The sequence below is a fragment of the Gardnerella sp. DNF00550 genome (genome assembly GCF_049262685.1).
GTDB lineage: Bacteria > Actinomycetota > Actinomycetes > Actinomycetales > Bifidobacteriaceae > Bifidobacterium > Bifidobacterium leopoldii.
In genome coordinates, this window is sequence record NZ_CP058397.1 from 862680 (window position 1) to 884991 (window position 22312).

At 41.0% G+C, this 22312-nt stretch carries 24 protein-coding genes and 1 pseudogene; 5 read left to right on the top strand and 20 right to left on the bottom strand.

Annotation, left to right across the window (positions count from 1 at the left end; translation table 11 throughout):
• Positions 1-156 precede the first annotated feature (156 nt).
• The 19 genes from HXT29_RS03215 to HXT29_RS03305 all read right to left on the bottom strand — a co-directional run bounded on the left by HXT29_RS03215 (position 157) and on the right by HXT29_RS03305 (position 16565).
• Positions 157-321, bottom strand: a complete 165-nt coding sequence (locus tag HXT29_RS03215; RefSeq protein WP_180946780.1) for a hypothetical protein — start codon at positions 319-321, stop codon at positions 157-159.
• Entirely contained in the window at positions 305-955 is a 651-nt protein-coding gene (locus HXT29_RS03220; protein ID WP_065189400.1) for a virulence protein, read from the bottom strand. Before HXT29_RS03220 ends, HXT29_RS03215 begins: the two co-directional genes overlap by 17 nt.
• 98 nt (positions 956-1053) lie before the next feature.
• On the bottom strand, positions 1054-2289 hold the full coding sequence (locus tag HXT29_RS03225; RefSeq protein WP_422118259.1) for a site-specific DNA-methyltransferase: 1236 nt from the start codon (positions 2287-2289) through the stop codon (positions 1054-1056).
• Positions 2290-2303: 14 nt separating this feature from the next.
• A complete protein-coding gene (locus HXT29_RS03230) occupies positions 2304-3089 on the bottom strand; it encodes an S-adenosylmethionine synthetase N-terminal domain-containing protein (protein WP_422118260.1) in 786 nt (261 codons plus the stop codon).
• Between the two features lie 12 nt (positions 3090-3101).
• A complete protein-coding gene (locus HXT29_RS03235) occupies positions 3102-3653 on the bottom strand; it encodes a P27 family phage terminase small subunit (protein WP_014554461.1) in 552 nt (183 codons plus the stop codon).
• Between the two features lie 159 nt (positions 3654-3812).
• Positions 3813-4172, bottom strand: a complete 360-nt coding sequence (locus HXT29_RS03240; protein ID WP_103084955.1) for an HNH endonuclease — start codon at positions 4170-4172, stop codon at positions 3813-3815.
• A gap of 142 nt (positions 4173-4314) precedes the next feature.
• Positions 4315-4743 (bottom strand): sigma factor-like helix-turn-helix DNA-binding protein, encoded by a 429-nt coding sequence (locus tag HXT29_RS03245; RefSeq protein ID WP_422118461.1) that lies wholly within the window; start codon positions 4741-4743, stop codon positions 4315-4317.
• Entirely contained in the window at positions 4703-6142 is a 1440-nt protein-coding gene (locus HXT29_RS03250; protein ID WP_422118261.1) for an SNF2-related protein, read from the bottom strand. The genes HXT29_RS03245 and HXT29_RS03250 overlap by 41 nt, the downstream gene beginning before the upstream one ends.
• Positions 6123-6413: a VRR-NUC domain-containing protein gene (locus HXT29_RS03255; protein WP_020757793.1), complete on the bottom strand. Its 291-nt coding sequence runs from the start codon at positions 6411-6413 to the stop codon at positions 6123-6125. The genes HXT29_RS03250 and HXT29_RS03255 overlap by 20 nt, the downstream gene beginning before the upstream one ends.
• Positions 6385-6720, bottom strand: coding sequence for a hypothetical protein (locus HXT29_RS03260; protein WP_004117127.1), 336 nt, complete (start codon positions 6718-6720; stop codon positions 6385-6387). The genes HXT29_RS03255 and HXT29_RS03260 overlap by 29 nt, the downstream gene beginning before the upstream one ends.
• Before the next feature lie 230 nt (positions 6721-6950).
• Positions 6951-9284 (bottom strand): VapE domain-containing protein, encoded by a 2334-nt coding sequence (locus HXT29_RS03265; RefSeq protein ID WP_422118262.1) that lies wholly within the window; start codon positions 9282-9284, stop codon positions 6951-6953.
• Positions 9271-9645 carry a hypothetical protein gene (locus tag HXT29_RS03270; RefSeq protein WP_422118263.1) on the bottom strand — a complete coding sequence of 125 codons (375 nt, stop codon included), beginning with the start codon at positions 9643-9645 and terminating at the stop codon, positions 9271-9273. The genes HXT29_RS03265 and HXT29_RS03270 overlap by 14 nt, the downstream gene beginning before the upstream one ends.
• A complete protein-coding gene (locus HXT29_RS03275) occupies positions 9638-10429 on the bottom strand; it encodes a phage antirepressor (protein ID WP_422118264.1) in 792 nt (263 codons plus the stop codon). Before HXT29_RS03275 ends, HXT29_RS03270 begins: the two co-directional genes overlap by 8 nt.
• Positions 10430-10526: 97 nt before the next feature.
• Positions 10527-13430: a DNA polymerase gene (locus HXT29_RS03280; protein WP_422118265.1), complete on the bottom strand. Its 2904-nt coding sequence runs from the start codon at positions 13428-13430 to the stop codon at positions 10527-10529.
• 225 nt (positions 13431-13655) lie between these two features.
• On the bottom strand, positions 13656-14204 hold the full coding sequence (locus HXT29_RS03285; RefSeq protein ID WP_422118266.1) for a DUF2815 family protein: 549 nt from the start codon (positions 14202-14204) through the stop codon (positions 13656-13658).
• Positions 14205-14208: 4 nt separating this feature from the next.
• Positions 14209-15339 (bottom strand): DUF2800 domain-containing protein, encoded by a 1131-nt coding sequence (locus HXT29_RS03290; RefSeq protein ID WP_422118267.1) that lies wholly within the window; start codon positions 15337-15339, stop codon positions 14209-14211.
• Positions 15332-15640 carry a hypothetical protein gene (locus HXT29_RS03295; protein ID WP_101889405.1) on the bottom strand — a complete coding sequence of 103 codons (309 nt, stop codon included), beginning with the start codon at positions 15638-15640 and terminating at the stop codon, positions 15332-15334. The genes HXT29_RS03290 and HXT29_RS03295 overlap by 8 nt, the downstream gene beginning before the upstream one ends.
• 11 nt (positions 15641-15651) lie before the next feature.
• Positions 15652-15873, bottom strand: coding sequence for a hypothetical protein (locus HXT29_RS03300; protein WP_016815920.1), 222 nt, complete (start codon positions 15871-15873; stop codon positions 15652-15654).
• A gap of 59 nt (positions 15874-15932) precedes the next feature.
• Entirely contained in the window at positions 15933-16565 is a 633-nt protein-coding gene (locus HXT29_RS03305) for a sigma-70 family RNA polymerase sigma factor (RefSeq protein ID WP_422118268.1), read from the bottom strand.
• An 800-nt stretch (positions 16566-17365) separates the two neighbouring features.
• On the opposite strand from HXT29_RS03305, the gene HXT29_RS03310 reads away from it, so the two are divergent.
• The gene (locus tag HXT29_RS03310; protein WP_004114709.1) at positions 17366-18124 is read left to right on the top strand and encodes a hypothetical protein; all 759 of its coding nucleotides are present in this window, start codon (positions 17366-17368) and stop codon (positions 18122-18124) included.
• Between the two features lie 16 nt (positions 18125-18140).
• On the top strand, positions 18141-19583 hold the full coding sequence (locus HXT29_RS03315; RefSeq protein ID WP_422118269.1) for a hypothetical protein: 1443 nt from the start codon (positions 18141-18143) through the stop codon (positions 19581-19583).
• Positions 19584-19713: 130 nt separating this feature from the next.
• On the opposite strand, the pseudogene HXT29_RS03320 reads toward HXT29_RS03315, so the two are convergent.
• A pseudogene (locus tag HXT29_RS03320) lies at positions 19714-20241 on the bottom strand (IS256 family transposase); the annotation flags it as partial.
• A 59-nt stretch (positions 20242-20300) separates the two neighbouring features.
• On the opposite strand from HXT29_RS03320, the gene HXT29_RS03325 reads away from it, so the two are divergent.
• From HXT29_RS03325 to HXT29_RS03335, 3 genes are all read left to right on the top strand, one after another.
• Positions 20301-21470 carry a DUF2326 domain-containing protein gene (locus HXT29_RS03325; protein ID WP_422118270.1) on the top strand — a complete coding sequence of 390 codons (1170 nt, stop codon included), beginning with the start codon at positions 20301-20303 and terminating at the stop codon, positions 21468-21470.
• Position 21471: 1 nt separating this feature from the next.
• Positions 21472-21726: a helix-turn-helix domain-containing protein gene (locus tag HXT29_RS03330; protein ID WP_004117154.1), complete on the top strand. Its 255-nt coding sequence runs from the start codon at positions 21472-21474 to the stop codon at positions 21724-21726.
• Positions 21727-21844: 118 nt separating this feature from the next.
• Positions 21845-22099: a hypothetical protein gene (locus tag HXT29_RS03335; protein WP_004117157.1), complete on the top strand. Its 255-nt coding sequence runs from the start codon at positions 21845-21847 to the stop codon at positions 22097-22099.
• The last annotated feature ends 213 nt before the right edge of the window (positions 22100-22312 follow it).

A 22312-nucleotide genomic window follows, 5' to 3' on the forward strand; every position in this document is an offset into this window, starting at 1 on the left:
TCCTTTGTTTCTGTGCTTTTTGCTGATACTATATATCACTCTAAAAGCGCGCAATAGCAAGCTTTTAAGCCAAGAAACACCGGGTATTTACACGTTTTTCCCCACCAGTTTTCGCTAATTTTTTTACTCTTAAAAACCGTTAAAATGTTTCTAAAATCATGCTGAAATAATAATCACCCAAAAATCATCTACTACAGTAAAACATGCTTTTACAAAAACCTCGTTCTCTTGCTCTAAATTCGCGAAAATTTCTTCAACCAAAGAGCCTGTAGTACAGTCTTCACTCAACTCGTACGCCTGGTCTTCACTCGCATACAGCATTACGCTCACCCCCGTTTCTAAAAGCGCAGGAGCCTTCTAAACGGGAAAGCATAATTTTCCTGTCTTGTTTAAACTCGTCTCCTATAAACCCGAGTCTAAGAAGGAAACATCTGAAAGCATACTTATCGTTAACTGTCTCACGCTTACTATTATTTACGCGTTTAATTTCCACGCTCATTTTACAAAGACTGTTTATAAACTTCGCATAGGATGCCAAGCCTGGTTGGTTAGCCTGCTCAAACCAAGGAAAAATAAGCTTATCATCTTCTTCCTTAATATTAAGACTGTTCACTCCTAACGCTTTTTTAATAAGATCGCCCTTATTATCAAGTATTTTCTTAAGCTTTACCACATCAGCCTTATCTTTAGGAAACTCAACACTAAAATATTGCGTACCATCACACGCGCAGACTGGAAGACTTATACCATAGTCAGCGTCTAACATGTTTTTTAAATCATCTAAATTTTCTTCACTACTACACGTGACCGTACCATCTTTACTAATGTTGAAAACACCTATCTTGTAAGACATACTTGGAGTTTTTAAGTAAACAGCCTTTACTCCTGTAGAATCCTCTATAGCTTTAATAAGCGGCTGCCTATCTTTTCCTTTTAACCCGTATTTTAATTCCATTTTGCCTCCTTTAGGTTTTTTCGGGTACATATATAAATCACTCTAAAGAAGGTTTTTATCAAGCGGTCGTAAACTATTTTTCATATAAAATACGAGTCTTACTTGTTAGTAAATACTTCAGTAAACGAGTATTCTTTACCGCCTCTTAAAACTTTCACACTCTTATCATTTCCAATCTGCTCAATATAACGTTTCACAATCACGTCACAATATTTCTCGTCAAGCTCGATAGCGTAGCAGATTCTACCAGTCTGCTCGCAGGCTATAAGCGTGCTACCACTTCCAGCAAACGGATCTAATACAAGCGAGTTTGTCATACTCGAGTTTTTAATCGGATACGCTAAAAGAGCTATTGGTTTCATGGTTGGATGATCAGCGTTTTTCTTAGGCTTTTCAAACTCCCAAACTGAAGTTTCTTTCCTACCCGCGTACCACTTGTGTTTACCTTTTTTCTTCCACCCATACAAACATGGTTCATGCTGCCACTGGTAAGGGCTTCTACCCAACACCAGCGACGGTTTCTTCCAAATACAACAACCTGAAAGATAAAACCCCGCGTCCTGGAATGCTTTTCTAAAATTCAATCCCTCCGTGTCAGCATGAAACACGTAGATAGATGCATCATCTGCCATCGCTTGCTCCATGTTCACGAACGAGTTGAAAAGAAACTGGTAAAACTTATCATTCTCCATATTATCGTTTTTGATTTTCCCAGCAGAACCCTCATAGTTCACGTTATAAGGCGGATCAGTAACCACCAGATTCACTTTAGTATTCTCAAGAAGCGTCTTATATGTTTCTAACTTAGTAGCATCACCGCAAATAATACGATGCTTACCAAGCGTCCATATGTCACCTGTTTTAGAAAAACACGGTTCTTTAAGCTCTTTTCCAACATCAAAATCGTCTTCGTTTACGTCTTTATCAGCATCGAAAATACTGGAAAGCTCCGCCTCGTCAAACCCGAGAAGATCAAGGTTAAAATCCGCGCCTTCAAGCTCCGACAACTCAACAGCCAATAGCTCATTGTCCCAGCCTGCGTTAAGTGAAAGCTTATTATCCGCAATAATATAAGCACGCTTTTGTGTTTCAGTTAAATGGTTTTCTTTCACGCACGGGACTTTTTTAAGACCCAGTTTTAATGCCGCGGCAAGCCTGCCGTGGCCTGCAAGAATCGTATTATCTTCCGCTACTAGAATTGGGGATAGAAAACCAAACTCGCGAATACTTGCCGCTATCTGAGCTACTTGTGCCTCAGAGTGTGTGCGAGCGTTTCTCACATACGGGATAAGCTCACTTACGTCAGCCAAATAATACTGCATTTCTTTTTCCATAAGCTTTCCTCCCGTTAGAAAAGACCCCAGCAAGCCAGCTTTTCAAAACCACCCACCGAGTCAATGTAACCTTTCGCAATTTTCACAATCTGCGCATACGGTTTACCATCAACCATTTCATCCCCGATCGCGCAAGAAAACTCAACCACCCGGCCGGTTTCCTGTGCTTTCAAGAACGCGTAAATGTTAACCGACACGTCAGCTTTCGTAAGATCTTTACCATGAAGGCCGCCGCCCGTGACAGAATCAGCCATGTCTGACCCGAGTTTTCGGTTAACCGCTCCCGTATCCACGTTGATACCGCCCGTCCAGTCGCCTAAAGGATTAACAAACGCATTCGGATAGTCTTTCAATAAGTCTTCTCGTTTAGCGTGAGACTGGCAGATGATAAGCTTTTCACCATCAAGAACATACTTGCCGTCATACGGATACTTTTCATAAACCCTTCGGGCAATAGCAGAAAGTTTCTTCTGTTCGTCTGTTAGTGGTACGCCTTTAAAAATCCCATTATCAGCGCAACGAACCATACCATCCTGGTTTCGGCTTAAATGCTTATCCTGCGGCACAACCGTAATATCAATCTTTACTTTCCCAGGGCTTAAACGGTGGATAATATTTTTAATATCCTTAAACTTAAACATCACCGTGCTTTCAATACACACGGCACACTTACCATGCCCGAGCATCACTTCAACAGCAATCTTCGGATTCTCATCCAGCTTGTAAGCCAGATCAACAATTGCTCCAGCAATACGATCCGCAATCTTGTCCGGGTGACTTGGATTTACTTTTTCTATCATAATTTTTTCTCCTTATATGTTTTTACGTGTAATAAGCAGGCGTTCCATTAAATCGTTTTGAGGTGAAACGCCATCAAACTCAGTCGAACAGTTTTCTTTCACAATCTGGAAAATCTCATTCCAAAGCCTAACCGCCTGATTCATGTAGTTAATACCAATATTGATAAAAGGCGAAGGTATCGGTTTTCCCGTGGTCGGATGCTTGGAAAGAAACCCGAGTTTACTGGTTACTTCCTCGCATTGAATCCAACGAGCACAGCTCATCGCATACCGTTCAATAAGAGGAGACGGCACTTTACTGCTAACACCAATGTCTTTTAGCCACTTCCATGTTTCAGCGAAAATTTCTTTAGCCTGAAGCTGAGTACCGTCTTTTTGCGTGGCGGATAAAAACTCGTGAGGCTGAGGCATTTCAGCACCTTCAAGCTCCGGAATATCAAGAACGCTTAAAGGCCTGCCACCTGGGTTTCCTTCACTCGCTTTTTCAACAACCGCTTTCTTTTTACGCCCGGCACCCACGCGTCTGCCGCCACGACCGCCGATATTATTTGATTTTGTAGGCAAACTTTTCGCCTCCTTCCCACGCAAGTTTTAACTATTAAAAAATTTTTGTGTCTGATTTTGCCTATTACCCTTTTGAATTCGCTGTTTTTACGCAAAATACCCTGCGCCCGTTCCCCATGGGGTAGGCTCGTAGAGATTTAAACCCCCCTAGGGGGTGGGTTATTTGTTATGCCAGCGGTCTCCACGCTTAGCGTGAATTTTAGAGTGACAGCTTTTACATAGAGAAATAAGATTCTCTCTAGCGTGTGTTCCGCCTTCAGCAATCGGTTTAATATGATGAACCTGCTCAACAGGCACAAGCATATGGTTCTTAAAGCAAAGCTCACAGAAAGGATGCTCTCTCACATAAGAATCCCTGACTTTCTGCCATGCTCTGCCGTAACGCTTGTGAGCATCATAAGGACGCTCGTATTTTTCGTATCGTCTGTTCTCTTGTTTTAAGTGTTCCTCACAAAACCTGCCGTCAGTTAGGTTCGGACAGCCTTGATAAGAACACGGTCTTTTAGGTTTTCTTGGCAAGACTCATCCTCCCTTCGGGCATGAAAAAAGCCCTGAAAGATTACTCTTCCAAGGCTTAGTATTTACAGTTTTTGCTAACTATATAATACCATATAGGAGGCTGTAACATCTCGTATCAGAGCGTACCAAACCGTACCATTTTTTAGATTTGGATTAGATTATCTGGTAAAACCATGTGCTCTAACGCTTTACCATGCCCTCTTATAATCGTCATTCTGCTAGCATGGAGTTCGTTACCAATATCCTCCCACGTCATGTTACTCATGTAACGGTAGCGTAAAATCATCTGCTCATCCACGCTTTCAAGCTTTGAAATCACGTCTAAAATCTGCTCTTTCAAACTGATAAGCAGCGTAATCTCCATGTTAATCTTTGCTTCTAAATCCATAACCCTTATAAGAGCTTTCACAAACGGAGCTTCTATACTTCGAGTCGTCTGCACATACTCTCGGTCGTATCTTAATGAAGAAACACTTGTAGCAAGCTCACGCAGTCTTACTACCTCATCCATGTCAGCCTTAATCCGCTTATCAAGAAGATAGGCTTGCCGTAAGTATTCTTTTTTGTTCATTCTTACCTCCATTTTGAGGTAAGTTCTCTCTAGAACCCCTTTCCCTCACTTCGTTAATTGATAGTCTTGCTTTAACCGACTCGATTAAAGCATCCTGAACTTTAGCCTTCATGCTTAAAGCCCTCATCACATCCTCATCAATCGTGTCCTTAGTGATAATGTGATGGATTACAACCGTGCCGGTTTGACCCTGACGGTTAAGCCTAGCGTTCGTCTGCTGGTAAAGTTCCAAACTCCAAGTCAGGGAAAACCAGATAAGAGTAGAACCGCCAGCCTGTAGGTTAAGACCATGACCTGCAGAAGCCGGGTGAATCAACGCCACAGGAATCATGCCGGCATTCCAGTCAGCAATATCAGCACTCGTTTTAATCTCACGCACGTTAAAACGATTCTTAATCCGCTCAAGATCATGCTTAAACCAGTAAGCTACAAGCACCGGTTTACCGTTAGCAGCCTCGATTAAATCCTCTAACACGTCCAGCTTACGATCATGAATATGAACGCTTTCTTTTTTCTCGTTATAAACCGCGCCGCCTGCCATTTGAAGAAGCTTATTTGAAAGAGACGCTGCGTTAATCGCATCAATCTCTTTACCCTCCAACGACACCACCATATCCTGTTTCAGCTCATCGTAGAGTTTTCGCTCATTACCGGATAACTCTACTTTCACCTCGTTTATCACACACGCAGGCATTTTCAAATAGTCTTTTGACTTCATCGAAATCGTAATATCAGCTATCTGCTTATAGATTAAACTCTCAGCACCATCTTTAGGCTTATAGGAAAAAATCATGTGCTGGTTACGCTTATCAGGATTAAAAAAGTTCTGCCGATAATACGTAATATAGCGGCCTAGCCTTTGACCCATATCAAGCAGCCTAAACTCAGCCCACAAATCCATAAGCCCGTTAGAAGACGGAGTTCCTGTAAGACCTACAATCCTTTTAACTTTCGGTCTAGCCTTCAGTAATGCTTTGAAACGTTTCGCCTGATATGATTTAAAACTTGAAAGCTCATCTATCAAAACCATGTCGAAATTAAACGGTAGGCCGCTTTTCATTATTAGCCACTCCACGTTTTCACGGTTAATAATATAAACGTGAGCAGGCGTTTTTAGTGCTTGAATCCGCTCCTTCTCACTGCCTGTTACCACAGAATAAGTCAAGTGTTTTAAATGCTCCCACTTTTCTAACTCTAAAGGCCACGTAGTGTTCGCAACCCTAAGAGGAGCTATAACCAGAGTCCTGGAAATATCAAACGAGTCAAGCATCAGGTCGTTAATCGCTGTAAGACTTATCACACTCTTACCTAAACCGCATTCAAGGAAAACCGCTGAAATAGGACGATTGATAATAAAATCAGTCGCGTACTTTTGATACTCATGTGGCTCGTATTGCATCAATCACACCTCCAATCTGACTCTTCTCATCAACCACGAAAACCTTAAAACCTAAAGCCTGTAAATCCTTCATCCGTTTCACCTGTAAGACTCTAGGCTTTTTACCTGGTGCTTTAAGCTCGACAAAACCAATCTTTCCGCCGTTAAGTAAAACGAGCCTGTCAGGAAGCCCATCGACAGAAGGACTCGTAAGCTTTAAACAAAGTCCTCCCGCAGCTTTGACTTCACGGACGAGTTTTCGCTCAGTTTCCTTTTCTCGTAAAAAGCCCATCAGATACCTCTTTTGCCATCTCAATGATTTTCTTATCAACTTCGTTTCTCGGCTCATTAGCAACATCGCCATAAAACACGTCAATATAGTCTTTGCTTAAATCGGGATAGTCTTTAAACATGTTTTCTTCTGCTAGCGAACATAGCTGACGGACTTTATCCATGGCTCTCATCAATTTATCCTGCTGCGTTTTTAAGAGGATAGAGCCTGTATCTGTGATAAGCCTTGCGCTAAGGCTCTTAAGCAGTCTCATTTCAGCTCCTGCTTTCATGTATCTTTCCATTGTTCTTGCTTGTTTACTTCTCATAATTTTTTATCCTTTCTGTCGGGACAAGGACGGACAAATGGCTAAAAATCCCTTTACGCGCGAATACACGTGTTACGTGTACGCTATAAGTAATAAATAAAGATTTTATTTAATATAGATTTTCATGTGTTGTCCGTCCCTGTTCGTCCAAAGCTTGTTGTTATTAGTGGGACAAGTGACAAAGTCAGGACAAGCTACTTTTAGTTGTCCTGTTCTATCCGCTTGTCCGCTCAAATTCTGGTATAAATTCTTTGCCTTCCATAGATTGGTATGGTTCTACGATTGTCAGATCTTTGCCAGTCTTTCAAACGTTTCATAATCGCCGATATTGCGTAGCTGTCGATAGGCTTAATATCTTCTTTGGCTTTCCCGAAGCATTCGCACCATATTTCAATGTTGGATACTTCCATGCGTTTAATCGTGCCTTTAGGTCGTGTCGGATCCTTCATGTCACGGAAATAATCTCGCCGCCTGTAAATATCCATTTCATCCCAAGTATCAGGTAGAAGCATGTTAAGATACTCTCTGACAATGCCTTCACGGTCGTCTTGTTGCATGGCTTCACGCTGTTCTTCTTGAGCGAAAGCCTCTAAGCTCTTGTCAAGGAACAGTTCTTCACCCGCTTTGGAAATAACCATGGTTTCCGCCCATATTTGGTCAACTAGTTCTCGTGTCATTTCCCAAGGCTTATACTTACCGTTTCCCGACACTTTCACATTCCAAAAACGCCGGTTACCCGTAACATCCCTTAAATAACCGTTTTCACTATTCGTTGTACCGAAGAACACGCACTGCCTCGGGTGTGGGGAGACACGTTTTCCAAAAGAAGCACGATATTTATCGTCACGTCTTGAAACAAAAGCTTTTACCTTATCAAGGTCAGCTTTTTTCATGCCCGCAAGCTCGCTGATTTCATGAATCCAATATCCTTGGAGTTTTTCAGCCGCCGTCTTATCGTTCATGTCTGAAAGTGTGAGACTGTCTGAAAACCATTCCATGCCAAGGTTTGCTATAAACGTTGACTTGCCGATACCTTGCGCACCGTTAAAAACAGGAAGGTAGTCAAATTTAATGCCGGGATGGTAGATACGCATGTATGCTGCACACAGTGTTTTTCTACACACTGCACGAATATACGCGTTGTCTTCAGCACCAAGATAGTCGATAAAAAGCGTGTCTACACGTTTCACACCATCCCATTGAGGAAGACTCTCAAAATAGCGTCTTATCGGATGATAACTTCTATCATCTGACACTTTCGTGACAGCAATATCATAGTTTCTCTGTGAAAACGAGCCATAATGGTCGTCCACATAGCAGATAAGCTGCGCATCGTCCGCGTCCCTCCAAAACTTCGCAGGATGCTGCCAAGGCACATCGCCTTTAATTTCAAGACCATCAGCCAGCTGGTTAAAAACGATTCCTTTAAGCAAAGGATCATGTTTAATAATGAGTTTCGCATTATAAAGCGAGTTTTCTAAAACCGCGCCTTTAGACGTGTAGCGTAGTTTTTTCTTCCAATCCTCACTGTCAACAAAATCATCTTTTGCTTCCGAGAGTCTCTCGTTTGCCGCTTGAAGTTTTACTTCATCAAGACTCATCGCAAACTCGCTCATTTTCTTAAACGACTCTTTCTCGTCTAAGCTAGCGAATTTGTGCGTGCGAACGATATCAAAAGCGTTACACAGTTTTAAATACGCCGGGTCTTTAGCGTGATGAGAGTAAACGAACTTGTCTTCGATAATCTCAACTCCTGCCATACTGTGTGAGGCTATAAGATGCCAGCGGTTTTCATTATCTGTCGGCTCATATATGTCGCTTAAAAACTTTTCCAAAGCAAGAGTTATCGGATAGAATACTCGGTTAAACAATCCAACCACACCATTTTTTGCGAGTGGATCTTGCACTTTCTGCTTTTGCACCTGATTCGCTTTACTCTCACGAGATGAGGTCGGAAGCCTGGTTGGATCTGTCCACTCAGGGTGAGCGGATAAAATATCATCTGGATTAAGCCAGTCTTTTTCAACCTCTTTATACTCGTACACGCCGTTTTGTGGCGTGGACGGCCAGTACATGAGCTGGTTAGGCAAGTAAGAGCATTCATCAAACTGGTCAATACCCAGCATGTCAGCTAAATACCTTGACACTGCTACAAACTCGTCAGGTGTTACATTCCTTGTTAAAGGAAAAACAATTCTCACCCTCGGATTATCAGGCGTGTGGCTGTGTGTCGTGTACAGAAAAGACGTGTAAGGCGCAACACTCTCGTAGAGTACAATAAAGTCTTTAGCAACATGATCCCCATCTAAGGCGAGCATGGAGCGAAATTCAACGCTGTCGACTTTTCGTCTACCGTAAGCCAACGCTCCTGCAACGAAACCACCGTGGTCTTTTGCAAGATCACGATCCGTTTTCTTCATTTTTGCATACTCTTCCGCTGACTCTGAGGTGCGAATCGTCACTTTAAGACGGTCTTTCAGCTCACCATAGGTGATGGTCTTATTCACCCATGTCTTTGCCTGCCTGTTGTTACCGTAAGCGATAGCTAAACTACGCATCAACATTCACCTCCAAATCCTTATCCGTAAAATACTTAATCGGCTGCCTGCGTTTTTCAGCCAGATCAATTTCTACTTGCATGCCGCCTGTGATTTTCTCCCCGAACACCCACAGCTCGTTGCATTTGCCTAAGAGGATAATGTCCATAAACATCGCATCCCCTCTATGCTTTTGATTCTCATCATCCATAAACGGGAAAAGCAGGTGTGGAGTGATAGGTATTGCTCCATGCAAATACGCGTAAGCCGCACACCGGATAGCGTGTTGCACGTTTTTCTCCTTATCTCCACGGTAGGGAGCACAAATGTAGACGATAGGCTTAAAATTCGGTGTCGTTTCTAAATGTTTTTTATAAGACTTACTCATCTTTAGCCTCCTGTTCAATCAACGGGTAGATACCGTGTTGTGTCATGAGGTGATAGATGAAAAGCCTGCCTTTCTGAGTCCAATAAGTATGCATTTTTGAGTGTGTAACACCATTAGAATCCTCGTATGTATTTGTGCGAGATTTCGTATATTCCTGATTGGCATACTTTTGATATAAAAGCCAAATATCAGACTGCTTATATTGCACGCCAAGGTCATGCAAGAAATTATTCATCCACTGTGCTGACTTGCCATAATCTTTTGCAATCACACGCATAGAGATTATGTCTTTGCATTTAAGCACAACATCGTAATAGCTGGCTTTCGGTTTAAGCTCTGCTATCTGCTGTTTTTGCACAGCAGTCGTAAGCTCTAACGCCTCTCTTTTAGCACGCTCTTCTTTCAATGCGTTAAAAACAGCGATAGCCATATCAGGATTGTTGATAAGCTCATCTGTCGCATACATACCGTGCTTACGGATACTCGGAAGAACCTGTGATGTAACCCATCGTTTAAACTGACACGCTTTAGGGAGCTGACTTCTAAGAATAAGACTGTATAAACCAGACTCATTAATAACATACATTTCTCTGTTCTGACCTGAGTCGGTGAAACACCGAGTCAGCTTATCATCTTCATCTACATGCCTTTTCAGAGCATCAGATGTATCACGATAACCAAGAATCTCAGCCACATCCTTACCCACAAAATAAGGAATACCATCTACTACTGTTGTGCGAACAGATCCAAGCTCTACATTCTTAAAAACTTGTAACTCATTCATAAAATTACCTCCTATGATTTTTTCTGAAGGCGGTATTACCTTCTAAATCACAGGCAAAGAAAAAGAGCAGGTTTTTAACCCTGCTCCTAAAATTTTTTTAATCTTTTTTGTAAAACTCGCACTCGTAGCCGTCAGCTCGTAAAACAAGCCCTTCCGCCCAAGGTGGTGTTCTTCCCATGAGCTCACACACGCTTTGAACACTCACGCTTTTATCAGTTTCAATAATGGCTTCATCATGCACGTGAGCAACGATGCGATATTCTTTCAGCGTTTGCATGGCGTAAAGTAGAATGTCACGAGCTATAGCTTGCGTAATGTTTTCCACAAATTTAGGACCGTAGCTTTCCAGCCGCTCCCATTTTTTAGTAGATCCCACACCCTCATAGGTGACTGATTCGCCACCATACTTGTTTTCTTCCACACGTGGCTTCACATAGTAAAGGCATCTTTTCGAAGGCAGTTCGATGATAAGAAACCCACTCTTATAAGTGAACACAATATTGTGTGTTCGCACAGATACGTGTTCGCGCACACACTGTTTTACCGCTCTGTCCACATCCCACCACAATGAAACAATATGCGGATTAGCAGATCTCCAATCATTAACCAACTGTTGCAAACCATCTTCATGTAAACCCATATCAAGAGCACCCATTGCCTTTAATGCTCCTACTGCACCACCGTAGCCACAGTTATGCACGAGCTTCCCCGATACGGTAAAACGATGATTTGGTCCGGCATTTCGTATGTCATAAACTCGAGCCTTGCTTCGATTAAACGCCAGTTTTTTCTGTGTTGTTCTACAGCTGTATTTGCTCTTGATATGATTTCTTCTCTGCCTATTCCTTTCGATAGCATTCTTGCAACTACCGATCTTGCGTATGGCCAATATTGTTGCTCCCACCGTGTTAGGATAGCGTTCTGCTTGTTGTTTTGATTGACTATTCTTGGAACAAAGCGGATATTTCCTTTTTCGTAGTTGCCGTTTGTATTTATCCGATCTAATTCCCAGTCTTTTCGCACATTGTCTACCTCTTGTAAAATCCAAAGACCTGCTTCTAAAACAGAATGGAAGCACCACTTTATCCCTCTTGCACCATAGTTTTTGTAATTTGGATCTCTTGGATTGATACATCGCTGTTTTGCAGCACTTAGCCGCTTTTCTAACCATATTGGTATTTGTTTCGGCTGCGAGCAAGCTTGACACCCTTTTGATTTGCCCGACTTTAGACTGTTTAAGTTCTGCCATTGGACGCTTCCACACCCTACGCATTGTGTCAGTACATAACAGTGGTTTTGCTTTTGATTCCAGTGTTTCTCTGCACTTATGATTTTCACCCAACCGTATTGTTCTCCGACCATCTCCGGTTTGTATGAGATGTGTTTTGCAGATGGCGGATTCAATAAACCGTATTGGCTTCGGTTTCCCTTTAACCCAGACGAGATGGTCTGGTGTTGCTCTAAGTCCTTCATACTCGATTACCTCCTTTACACCCTTAAAAACAACTCCGTTATGGTTGACCCAGTTTTCTCCGTCCCACACTTTTTGTTTTGTAGTGACTTCTTCAATTGGAACAAGCCCTTCATCTGTGAGTACAAGTTCACCTTCAGCAATACAAGCGAGTTCCGCTATCTTACCTTTCTGCCGCAAATGCCCGTTTACTCCGTGTTTTTCAACAGGTACGCTAAACATTTGAGATGCTGACGAGCAGTAAATGTCTTTACCTTCCGCGAATACTCGCATACGCCATTTTTCACCAGCAAGCCAAGCCAAGACTCTCGCTTCGATCGCTGAAAAGTCTGCGACAATAAACTTAAATCCCGTGCGTGGAATAAAAGCAGTGCGAACAAGCTGGGATAAGGTATCAGGAATATCCTCATAAAGCATTTCCAACGCTTCAACATTTCCTTGTTTAACAAGACTTCTAGCCTCAGCTAGATCAGGCAGATGGTTTTGCGGCAGGTTTTGTAATTGCACGAGCCTTCCCGCAAATCTTCCTGTACGGTTTGCACCATAGAAGCGAAACATGCCACGCTCCCGATAATCCATGCAAGCAGCGTTTTTCATCGCCGTATACTTTTTCACCGAAGATTTAGCAAGCTGCTGGCGAAGCCGTAAAACTTCCGCCAACTCTTTACCCACTGTCTTAAGTTCTTTAGCGACTTCTTTTTTACCAAGCGACTCCATTTCAAGACCATGCTTTTTAAGCCAAGAGCGCATTTGTAACACGGAGTTCGGGTTTTCTAAACCGGTAATATGCTTAAGCTCACTCATGAGATGCGTTTTCACCTCCTGGTCGAGTTTTATGGCTGATTCAACGAAAAGAGAATCTATTCCTATTCCACGGTCGTTTATCTGTTGGTCGAGATAAAACTCCTGCCATAAAAAGTCTGGCACGGGAAAGAGTGAGAGCTTTTCTTGAATACTCATCTCAACTTCCACATCACGCTTGTTATACGATTTAAACAGATCCCATTTTTCCTTATCGTGGAAATACTTGTTTCTTGTTCTTCCACCGTTTACTTTCGTAGGATTACACGGCAGGCAGAAATATTTAATAAGATTCTTACCCTCAGTGAGCTTCTGCTTATCAAGCCCCAATACTGCTCCCACGCTTTCAAGCGACATGGGAAGCCCCAGGGTGGCTGACCAGATCATTGTGCAATGCCACGAGCAGGGATTTAAAAACAGGCCTTCACTTTTCACTGTCTGACCAGGGTTAACATTGATGCCTTTATCTCGCAGGTAGCGTGATAAGCAGACTCTTTCAAACTGAGCGTTAAACGCCCACTTGGTCACCGTTTCATCCGTTAAAGCAGAAAGCACAACCTCGGGTATGGTTTCACCTTGCGCTAAATCAACGACCTGAACTTCACTACCGTCCACACTGTAACCAAAAAGCAGTATCTCAAAATCATCCGATTCTGCATACTTGTAAACACCACATTTACCAAGATTTACACTCGAAAACGTCTCTAAATCCACACTCAAATTTTCCAAATTACATCACCTCCAAGCTTATAAAAGAGGTGACAGAAAACCTGCCACCCCACTTATAGAATCTTCTAAATCCTATTTTCAGGAATCTTCTAATTCCTATTTAGAATGTGTTTAATATCAACGTAAAGACTCACGAGTTTCTTTACCGTGAAATCAAGAAGTAATACTCCTATAAACACTGAAATAAAAACCGCTATAACAATTTCCATAATTAACTCACGCTCCTTATGCTAGAAAATCATCATCTTCTAAAGTCGTAAAATCATCGGTTGCGAGGCTACGTCCGCCGAGTGGCTCACCGTCTCGGATCTTTTGAATATTGCCAAGACCGCAAGCAACACCCTTATTACCGTTAGAGTTAAACGCGTAAAAGTTGATGGAAACCCTCGCATAGCAGCCTGAATACACTTCACTGCGATCCATGATTGGTTTTACCTGCTTGTCTACAATCTGCGGAGCCGTGGTTGAGTTCGCGTTAATAAAGTAATGTCCTTTATACGCTTCATCATCACGCTCAATATCCCCGTCCCTGAGCGGGAGTTTAATTGCTTGCTTGTTTGGTTTCTTACCACCGAACTTGCCGACACCTTCCTCAATCGCAGCATCAATAGCTTTCTCAATAGCGTTTACTGTTTCAACATCACTTTTAGGGATAAGCAGTGAAACACTATATTTTTCAGGACCGCCGTTAATAGACTTTGGCTCCCAACCGTTGAAATAGGAAAGACGCGTGTTCTTACCTGTAATAACCTTCGTGTTATTTAATTTAGACATAATACTAATTCTCCTTTTTGAATTCTTGGTTTACATTTGTTACGTTAACTTTTGCCCGCTTATCCGAGTCTGGTACGAGCGTAAGTTTTCCGGACGGTTTTACAATGAGGTCGCCCAGAATATCCTCAAATTTTTTCTTGCCCATCAGCTTTTGCATTTCCGTTAAACCGATAAGACTAGTTTTGAAAATGTTGGTAAAACCATGAGCTTTCGCTTTCTCAATAACAGCTGTCTCGTCCTTAAACTTACGAACAGAACGTCCTTCCACGAGTTTGAAACCGCTCCACTCTTTACCATGGTTTATCGCGGAATCTGTGGCGTACGCTAAAACATCATCAGCCCACTTCGTAAGAGTTGGAATAGTTTTAAGAACCTCCTCAATCTCACTATCTGTTAAAACAGATGGTGGTTTGAACTCAAGTTCTGCAAGCTTTAGATTTTCCTCGGCACGCTTTCTGCATACTGCTTTTGCCCTGCAAAACCTGCACCAGTCACCGGCTTCAAATTCGCCTTCGCCTTTAATAGCAAGCTCTGCTTTTGGTTTAAGCACGCTTTCAGCCCAACAGATAAGCTCCGTGACAGGTAGTGTGAAAGTTGATACGTTGTCACGACGCGGCTGAAAAATACTCATCTCAACAGTTTGAATCTCGTACAAGCTGTCGAAAAGCGTTAAAGCCCCAAGAGCGTAGCATTTCATCTGAGGATTCTCGTAAGCATCAACCAGCACGCCCTGACCGTACTTAAAGTCGATAACCTGCAGCGTTTTATCGCCTACAATAATGCAGTCCGCTGTACCAAAACCACTAGGCACGTAAGCTGAAAAATCAACTTTCTGCTCGATGAGAAGGATAGGATCTTGACAGTTAAGTTTTGCCTGTTCGTATTTTTCCATTACGAAATCCACGTAAGCATCCGAGCATTCCTGCATCTCGTTTGAGTCATACTCTGTTGACGGTTTTTCGCACGGACGGTTAAGAAGCTTATTCAGCTTGTACTCACACCACGCGTGTGCCGCTGTTCCTTCCTCTGCTGCCACAGAAGTAGTGTTTTCAAACTTTTCTTCTAAAACAGCACTAGGAGTACACTTAATCCACCTGTGAGCAGAAGAAGGGGAAAGTAAAGCATGCTTAGTCACTTGTCATACCTTTCGCCTCTTCAAGAAGCTCAGCGTACTTACTTTCATCAAGTTCTGAAAGCCTGTTAGCTCCGAACTTGACGATAAGCGCTTTTACTTCCGCGGTTTTACCATGTTGGCTAAGTTTTGCTAAAACCGCTCGCACATCCTCTAAACTCACCTTTTTAACAGACTCCTTATTATTAGGAGCTGTTTCTTTACAACCAGCACCAGAAGCACCGGCATCATCAAACAGTGTTTTAAGATGAGCTGTTAAGTTTTCCAAGTCTTTGATGACTTCTTTCAATATTTCCTTTTTCACGGTTTTCCTCCTTAAACTTCTTTGACATCAACTGACTGAACACTTTTCCCGGGATCTAATAGGTAGACTTGCGAGTAATCACCAAACAGCCAGCGGATAAACCGTTGAGGTAATCGCATCACAGCTCCACGTAGAACCTGTTTCTTCTCACCGTTTTCACCGGTGACGTTAATAACGATCTTGTGTTTCACGAGTTTTGCCTCCTTTCTGTAAGGGGTTTCTTCCTTACACATCACAGGCAAAGAAAAAAGAGGAGTTTTTAACCTCCTCCAAATAAAATTTCTAGAATTTTTTAACGCGTTTTTCTAAGCTTTTCGAGAGCCTTATCCAGATGCTTTTTCACGCCAGCAGACGAGATACCAAGAATTCTTGCAATCTCTGACTGAGTGTATCCTCCAAAAAACATCAGTTTTACTACTTGACTCTGCTTATCTGTCAGCACTGAAAGCATGGATTCTGTTCTCTCTGACATTTCAAAACCATGATCATCACCGCTAAAACCATAATCATCAGTAGTACTAAGAGCCTCAGCAAGATGGCTTTTATCTACTTCAAGCTCACCATCTGCATCAAAGTCAAGTGAAAGATTATAGTTACGTGGAAAATGTTCTTCAGCCGCATAATCCACGTCATCCTTGTTAGGCTCATAACCGTGCTTAGATTTAAAAAGCCGGATATATTCTTCTTTCCACGCTTCAATCTCAGCTTTTTCTTCAGCAGTTCTAGTTGGACGCAGATTCTTATTGTTGTAGTAAACCTCGCTGTCATCCATTGAGTGAAGCATCTTAATATCCGCAACGGTTACACCATTCTCGCCCGGCTTAATCTCGATAGTTTCTTCACTATAACTACCATCTTCATTACGAACACAACTTGTATACTTATATGTTGCTCGATCGTTGCTATTAGTTTTACGAGTCCTCATGCTCACCCTTCCCGCCTGCAGCGGTAGGGTGAAGACACATACAAAAAAGAGCCGATACTTTATGAAGTACCGACTCTAATACCTGAAAAACAGCCATAGTAGAATAGAGGTACTTCATAGGAGTCATGAAAAAACCATGAGGATCCTATTGACGTATCTCATCGCCCTATAGCTAATCAGGCTTTAACTGTTTATTAGTAGTGTCTTATTGATTAATCATTAACCACAATCTTGTTAATTGTTCCAAAAATTCTTATAACATTTACCCGCTCTTTCTTAAGACCCGTATCATGAGTGTAAAAAAGAGTGGAATAATCTCGTTTTTATAACAGTTTGACATGTAAAAACCACACTTGCCTTGAAAGCTACGTGCTTTGAGGTTTAAGCGTTAACAATGTTTTCACCCCCCTTCTCGTTAAAGAACACCCGTTTTAGAAAACAAAACGAGCATTAGCCACGCTCTAATAGAGTCCCAACCGTAGCTAATAAAGTCCCAACTGTATTTAATACAATCCCAACAAATCTAATATAATCCCAACCGTATTAATATCAGAAATCCTCACTCCGCAAAAAGTGTTATAGGCCTAACTACTTTTAGTATTACCGTTAGAGCTTCTGATTAAAACACTTCAGATAAAACGTTCAAGTTATTACTATGCTAAAAAGGCTCTTCAAAAACCTGACAAATACGCACATATACGGTGTCGTATTCACGAGATTGCAGGGAAAGAGTATTGCATATTTTTTCATAGAAGCGTACAATAAGAGCAAGGTGTTTTACTATTGTAAAGATGCATAGTATGCCTTCTTATCGAGAAAGAGATATTATGAAAAATATAATAATGCGAAGTCTATCTGTAGTTGTTTCTGCTGCTTGTTTATTTACTTTTTCCCCATTGGCATTTGGACAAGATAATAATGAGAATTATCAGCAAAGACTGGGGGATATATCAACTTATCTGAATCACACACTCAGTGAAAAAGAAATTGATGAGCAGATAAAGGAGACCTCGCGTCGCACTGGTGAGAGCCCTGACTCGATTGCTAGTAGGGTGGAGAAATCGGTTCGTGATTCAGTGTTAGATACTGCGAGGTTCTCTGTAAGAAGTGGGAATACACAGTTACCAAGAGCTCGTCATACAGGAGATATTTTTGTTTCTAATAATTCATCATTTTTCGTTTGGAAGCATGGGCATACTGGAATTTATGTTAATCGTGATGATATTGTCGAAGCAGTAGGGATGTTCCAGAATGCTCATCGAGTATCAAGGAAAAATAGTGTCGCAGCCGGCGGTGCCTCTATTCTTGAAGTAAAAACTTCCCAGGGAAACCGCGATAAAGCGGCGCGTCGGGCAATTGGTTATATTGGTAGGGGTTACAATGCAGATATTACTGATACTAATAGAAATGATTGGGGAGGTCTTAACTGTTCTCAATTAGTGTGGGCTGCATATTATTATGGTGCTGGTATTGATTTGGATACTGGTAGTGGTGAATATGTGTGGCCATATGATATTAAAAATTCTGGATATGTTAGGGAATATCAATATGTTCAGTAGTTGAGGTGCGGTCATTATGTGGAAAAAATTTATTCATGAATCTGAAGCTCACAAGAGAGTGAATGATGATTATGTGCGTAATGCTGCACCTCAATCTTCATTCACAACTGGGAATAAAACTCATAGAGTAGTAGTCTGGATTTTCGGGGTTATAGGTATAATTGCTGTAATTGCAGCCGTTACTATAGGTGTCTTTCATTGGGTTTTATCGACAGAATATACAGTATCTGCTCATTCGGAGAAATTTGAAAATCTTCGGTTGCAGCATGCGGTTGTTGCAATCCCGCTGCATAACCCTCAGACATCTCTTATTCCCAATGGCAACGCATTTATGTCAATTGTTTATGAAGATGGCAGTTTTAAGCTGCATAAGGTGAGCAATATAGAAGGCCAAACGCCAATTTGGAATACTGAGGCGCTTCACTATACAGATTCCCGTGATAGTTATTTCATACCAGTGAACGCTGGAAAACCTACGGTAAACTCTATAGAAAAGGTGCAACGTCAGAATTTTGCATTTTCTCTTGCTAATGGCGGTTTTGTTGATTTGTATGACGAAAGCATGATGAAGCATAGAGGTAAAACAACATATAAGATTCTTTCTACGACTTCTAAAGGTGAGAGTAAGCAGCAAACAATACAATTTTCAGAGAATCTGTTTATTAAAACTTGTTCTACCTGTGGTAATCAAGCGTATGCAATTGCTCAAACAGACAAGCATGAAGTTGTATTGTATCGTATGGTCAATGAAGCAAATGTTGGCCTAAATGAGGTATCGCGGCACCATGAAAAAGACATGGTGGGTGAGCAATTATATCAAGGAGAAAATGAATCTACAGGAGTAATTGATGCTGCTTATAGCCCACGATGCAACAATGGTGTGATTACTTTCTTATATTCGTATGGTCCATCGTCTGATCGCACAAAGGATATGGCAGTAGAACACAGCGATTCTGCTGATGATGTTAAAACTATTCAGGAACATTTTCTTGTGCGATGGGATGTGAAAACTGGTAAAATAACAACAATTCCATTGAAGAACAGCAAAGGTCAAGTGTTGTATGGTCCGACCACGGTCTCTTATGAGATTGCTGGTTACATAAACGCACAGGCATACGATGAAAAGCTTCTTCATATTGTTGATACCGAGAATGGACGAGTGTTTACTCTTGATACGCAAACAGGTGTTCTTCGCCGATTGTTAGATAAAACTACGCGTCAAGAGTCGTCAGCGGGCGTCAACTATCGTTTGCTGGTAGGAAACCATGAAATAGTTCGTATACCATCGATTATCGATACCTCTGATTTGAAAGATTTTGTTATCGAACGATTTGATAGGAAGACTGGAAAATTATTGAAAAAAATAAAAGTTAATAAAGATTTTCTCTATTTGACAGCTCAGAAAAATACGAATTTATATCCGGGAATTCCAGCTGTGAATCCAAAATGGTTGCAATGATCGGCAATTGACGTATTGGGCTTGATGCTTGTGAATGATTTTGCAGTGTCAAGCCCGATTTATTCTGTCGTGCGTGTAGGGGAAACTAAGGGTAATCGGCCAAAAAGTGTGTCTATTGGTCGGCGTGTCGTTAACGCATAGTCCCTTTTCTGATTGCAATATCTGGATGATAGTCAGCTTTATATAAGTCAAATTCAGTGTCTAAATGAGCTGGTCCGATTGGATTATCATCAATAATAATTTTTTTTAGTTTTTGGTTTAAAACATTCAGAAGTTATAAATTGTTTAGGATCTGAAGGATTTTCACTATTGAAGTAACACCACCATTCTATATCTCTACGCATGTGATCTTCAGATAATCCTTTATGGAAACTTACCAATTTCTTTATCTGTGAATTTATGCCACCTTCTAAAGCATTAGTAGTACTAGGAATAGGAACGCTCATTTTCTCTAATAGTAGAGGATCAAGAAAGGTAAATAGTGTGTACCATTTTTAACTTGTATAGCAAGCAGATTATAAGCTTTTCTTGCTGTCTGGTGCGTATACCACCATTGTTGATTACTTCTTACCCAAGAAGGAATATTTTCTTCAGAAACATTCCTACGGAACGTTTTTTGATTAAGCCAATCTTTCCACTGGTTATAAGATTTCTGTACGCCTTTCCGCGCGCCTGCGCAAAAACCTGTCCGCCCGTGCGCACAGAACTTTTCCGCCCGTGCACACACAGCGGAAAACTCACCGGGGATGCGAAACCCGAAAGATCCGGAAGACAAAGAAAACAAAAAACGAAAACGAAGAAAACGCTAAAAATGCGCTCACTGCAGCCAAAACAGCATCTTCTGTTTATCAGTTGAATATTGCTTCTAGTAAGAATGATTTTGAAAACAATGCTAAAAGAATCCAGGAATTAGAAGAACAACTAAAAGAGGTTCAGAATTCTTTTGGAGAAAAGTTACCATCAGAATTAACCGAGGAACAAGCAAAAATTGTCGCTGAGTTAAAACGAGAACAAACACCTATATACAGGCAACGAACCATTTTAACTAATCGGTTAAACGCTCTCATTAATAATCACGCTATTGGAAGTGAACGTTTTAATAAAGCAGACTTTGAACAATTAAAAGAGTTTGTACCTGAATTGGACATTGATTATCTTACTAAAATTGAAGGTTTTCATGCGGGCATTAAGAAACTGCTCACTAAGCAAGTAACTGATGAAATCGAAGCTACTAAAGAAAAATTGACAATCGTTAATGACAGGCTCAACCACCTAGATGAGCAAATAATTAATATCACTACTGCTCCTAGCATTACGGCAGCAACTGCTCAAACATATCATGAGTTAAAAGCTGAAATTTCAAGTCTTCAGAATGCGAACAAAAACTATTTGGTAAAGGAAGAAAATAGGGAAACTCTCAAAAAGACTCAAGGTATCGTAGAAGAAACCACAAAAAATCTTCTTAATCAAATAGAAAAGTCAATTAATAATTACTTGAAAAAGGTTGATGAAAGTTTTACTGACGAGAAAAGGAATCCCCCAAAACTTAGTCTGAAAAATATTGATTCGTATAGTTATGCGATTGCTGATGATACTGGTACTGGTTCAGGTTATAGAAGTCTTTTAAGTTTCGATCTTGCGTTGTTAGAACATTCAAAACTACCTGTCATAATGGAGGACTCTTTCCTGTTTAAGCAAATAGAAACAGAAGCAGTAAATCGAATACTCGCACACTATAACACGATTAAAAATAAGCAAATCTTCATCGCGCTTGATGAAATTGACAAATACAACGGTAATGCAAAAGAGATTATAAAAAACAGCAGATGCCTACGCCTTGACAGTAACGCAGATGCATTATTTGGAAAAGAGTGGGGAAAGAAATAATATGACAAATACTAACAAAAAACAATTACAGATTGAACTTGATTACACGCATTTGTGGAAGCTGCTTATTGATAGGCAGAAAAAGAAAGAGGACTTAAAACGTGATGCTGGAATATCATCAGCTTCCATAGCTAGAATTAGCAAAGGTGAGAACGTGAATACAGAGACACTACTACGCATCTGTCAATATCTTGAATGTGGCATTAGCGATATTTGCGAAGCGAAACAAGTAAAAACTGATGATAAGAATATATGAGTGCGACAGGATTATATAAAACATATTTTCTAAAAATATTGATGAACAGGTTTTAGCTCAACATTGTCCTAAGCTTTTACCCACTCTATTACTCGATAGAACCACAAAACATAATATTGTGTGGGCTACAGATGACTATAAAGAGGCTAGTAGCTTGCATCAAGCTAATGCAGAAATTACAGTCGCATCTATTACTGGAAAATATTCTGAATTAATTGCTCTCAGAATTGCAAAATCTCGTGATTTACAAGCGTCACGCGCTAAAGGTAAAGCAGAAGCTTTTACTCCATCTTGGATTTGCAATGAACAAAATAATTTAGTTGACGAAATGTATTTACAGGCAATAATACAGAGTTTGGTGGCTGTTGCTTAAAAAACGCTGTAAATAAGAGCTTATTATAGGCTTGCGAAACAGAAGAACGTGAATTAAAGTCTGGCGTGGATTGACACTGGATTTTTTCTTTTTTAGGGGTGTCTTTTTGCTTTTAGAGGTATGTGCTATTTAGACAAGGGTGTGTTTTTGGAAATAATCCTATAAATATCTATCCTTTCAACTTACACGATAAAATAATTTATTTCGTAAAAT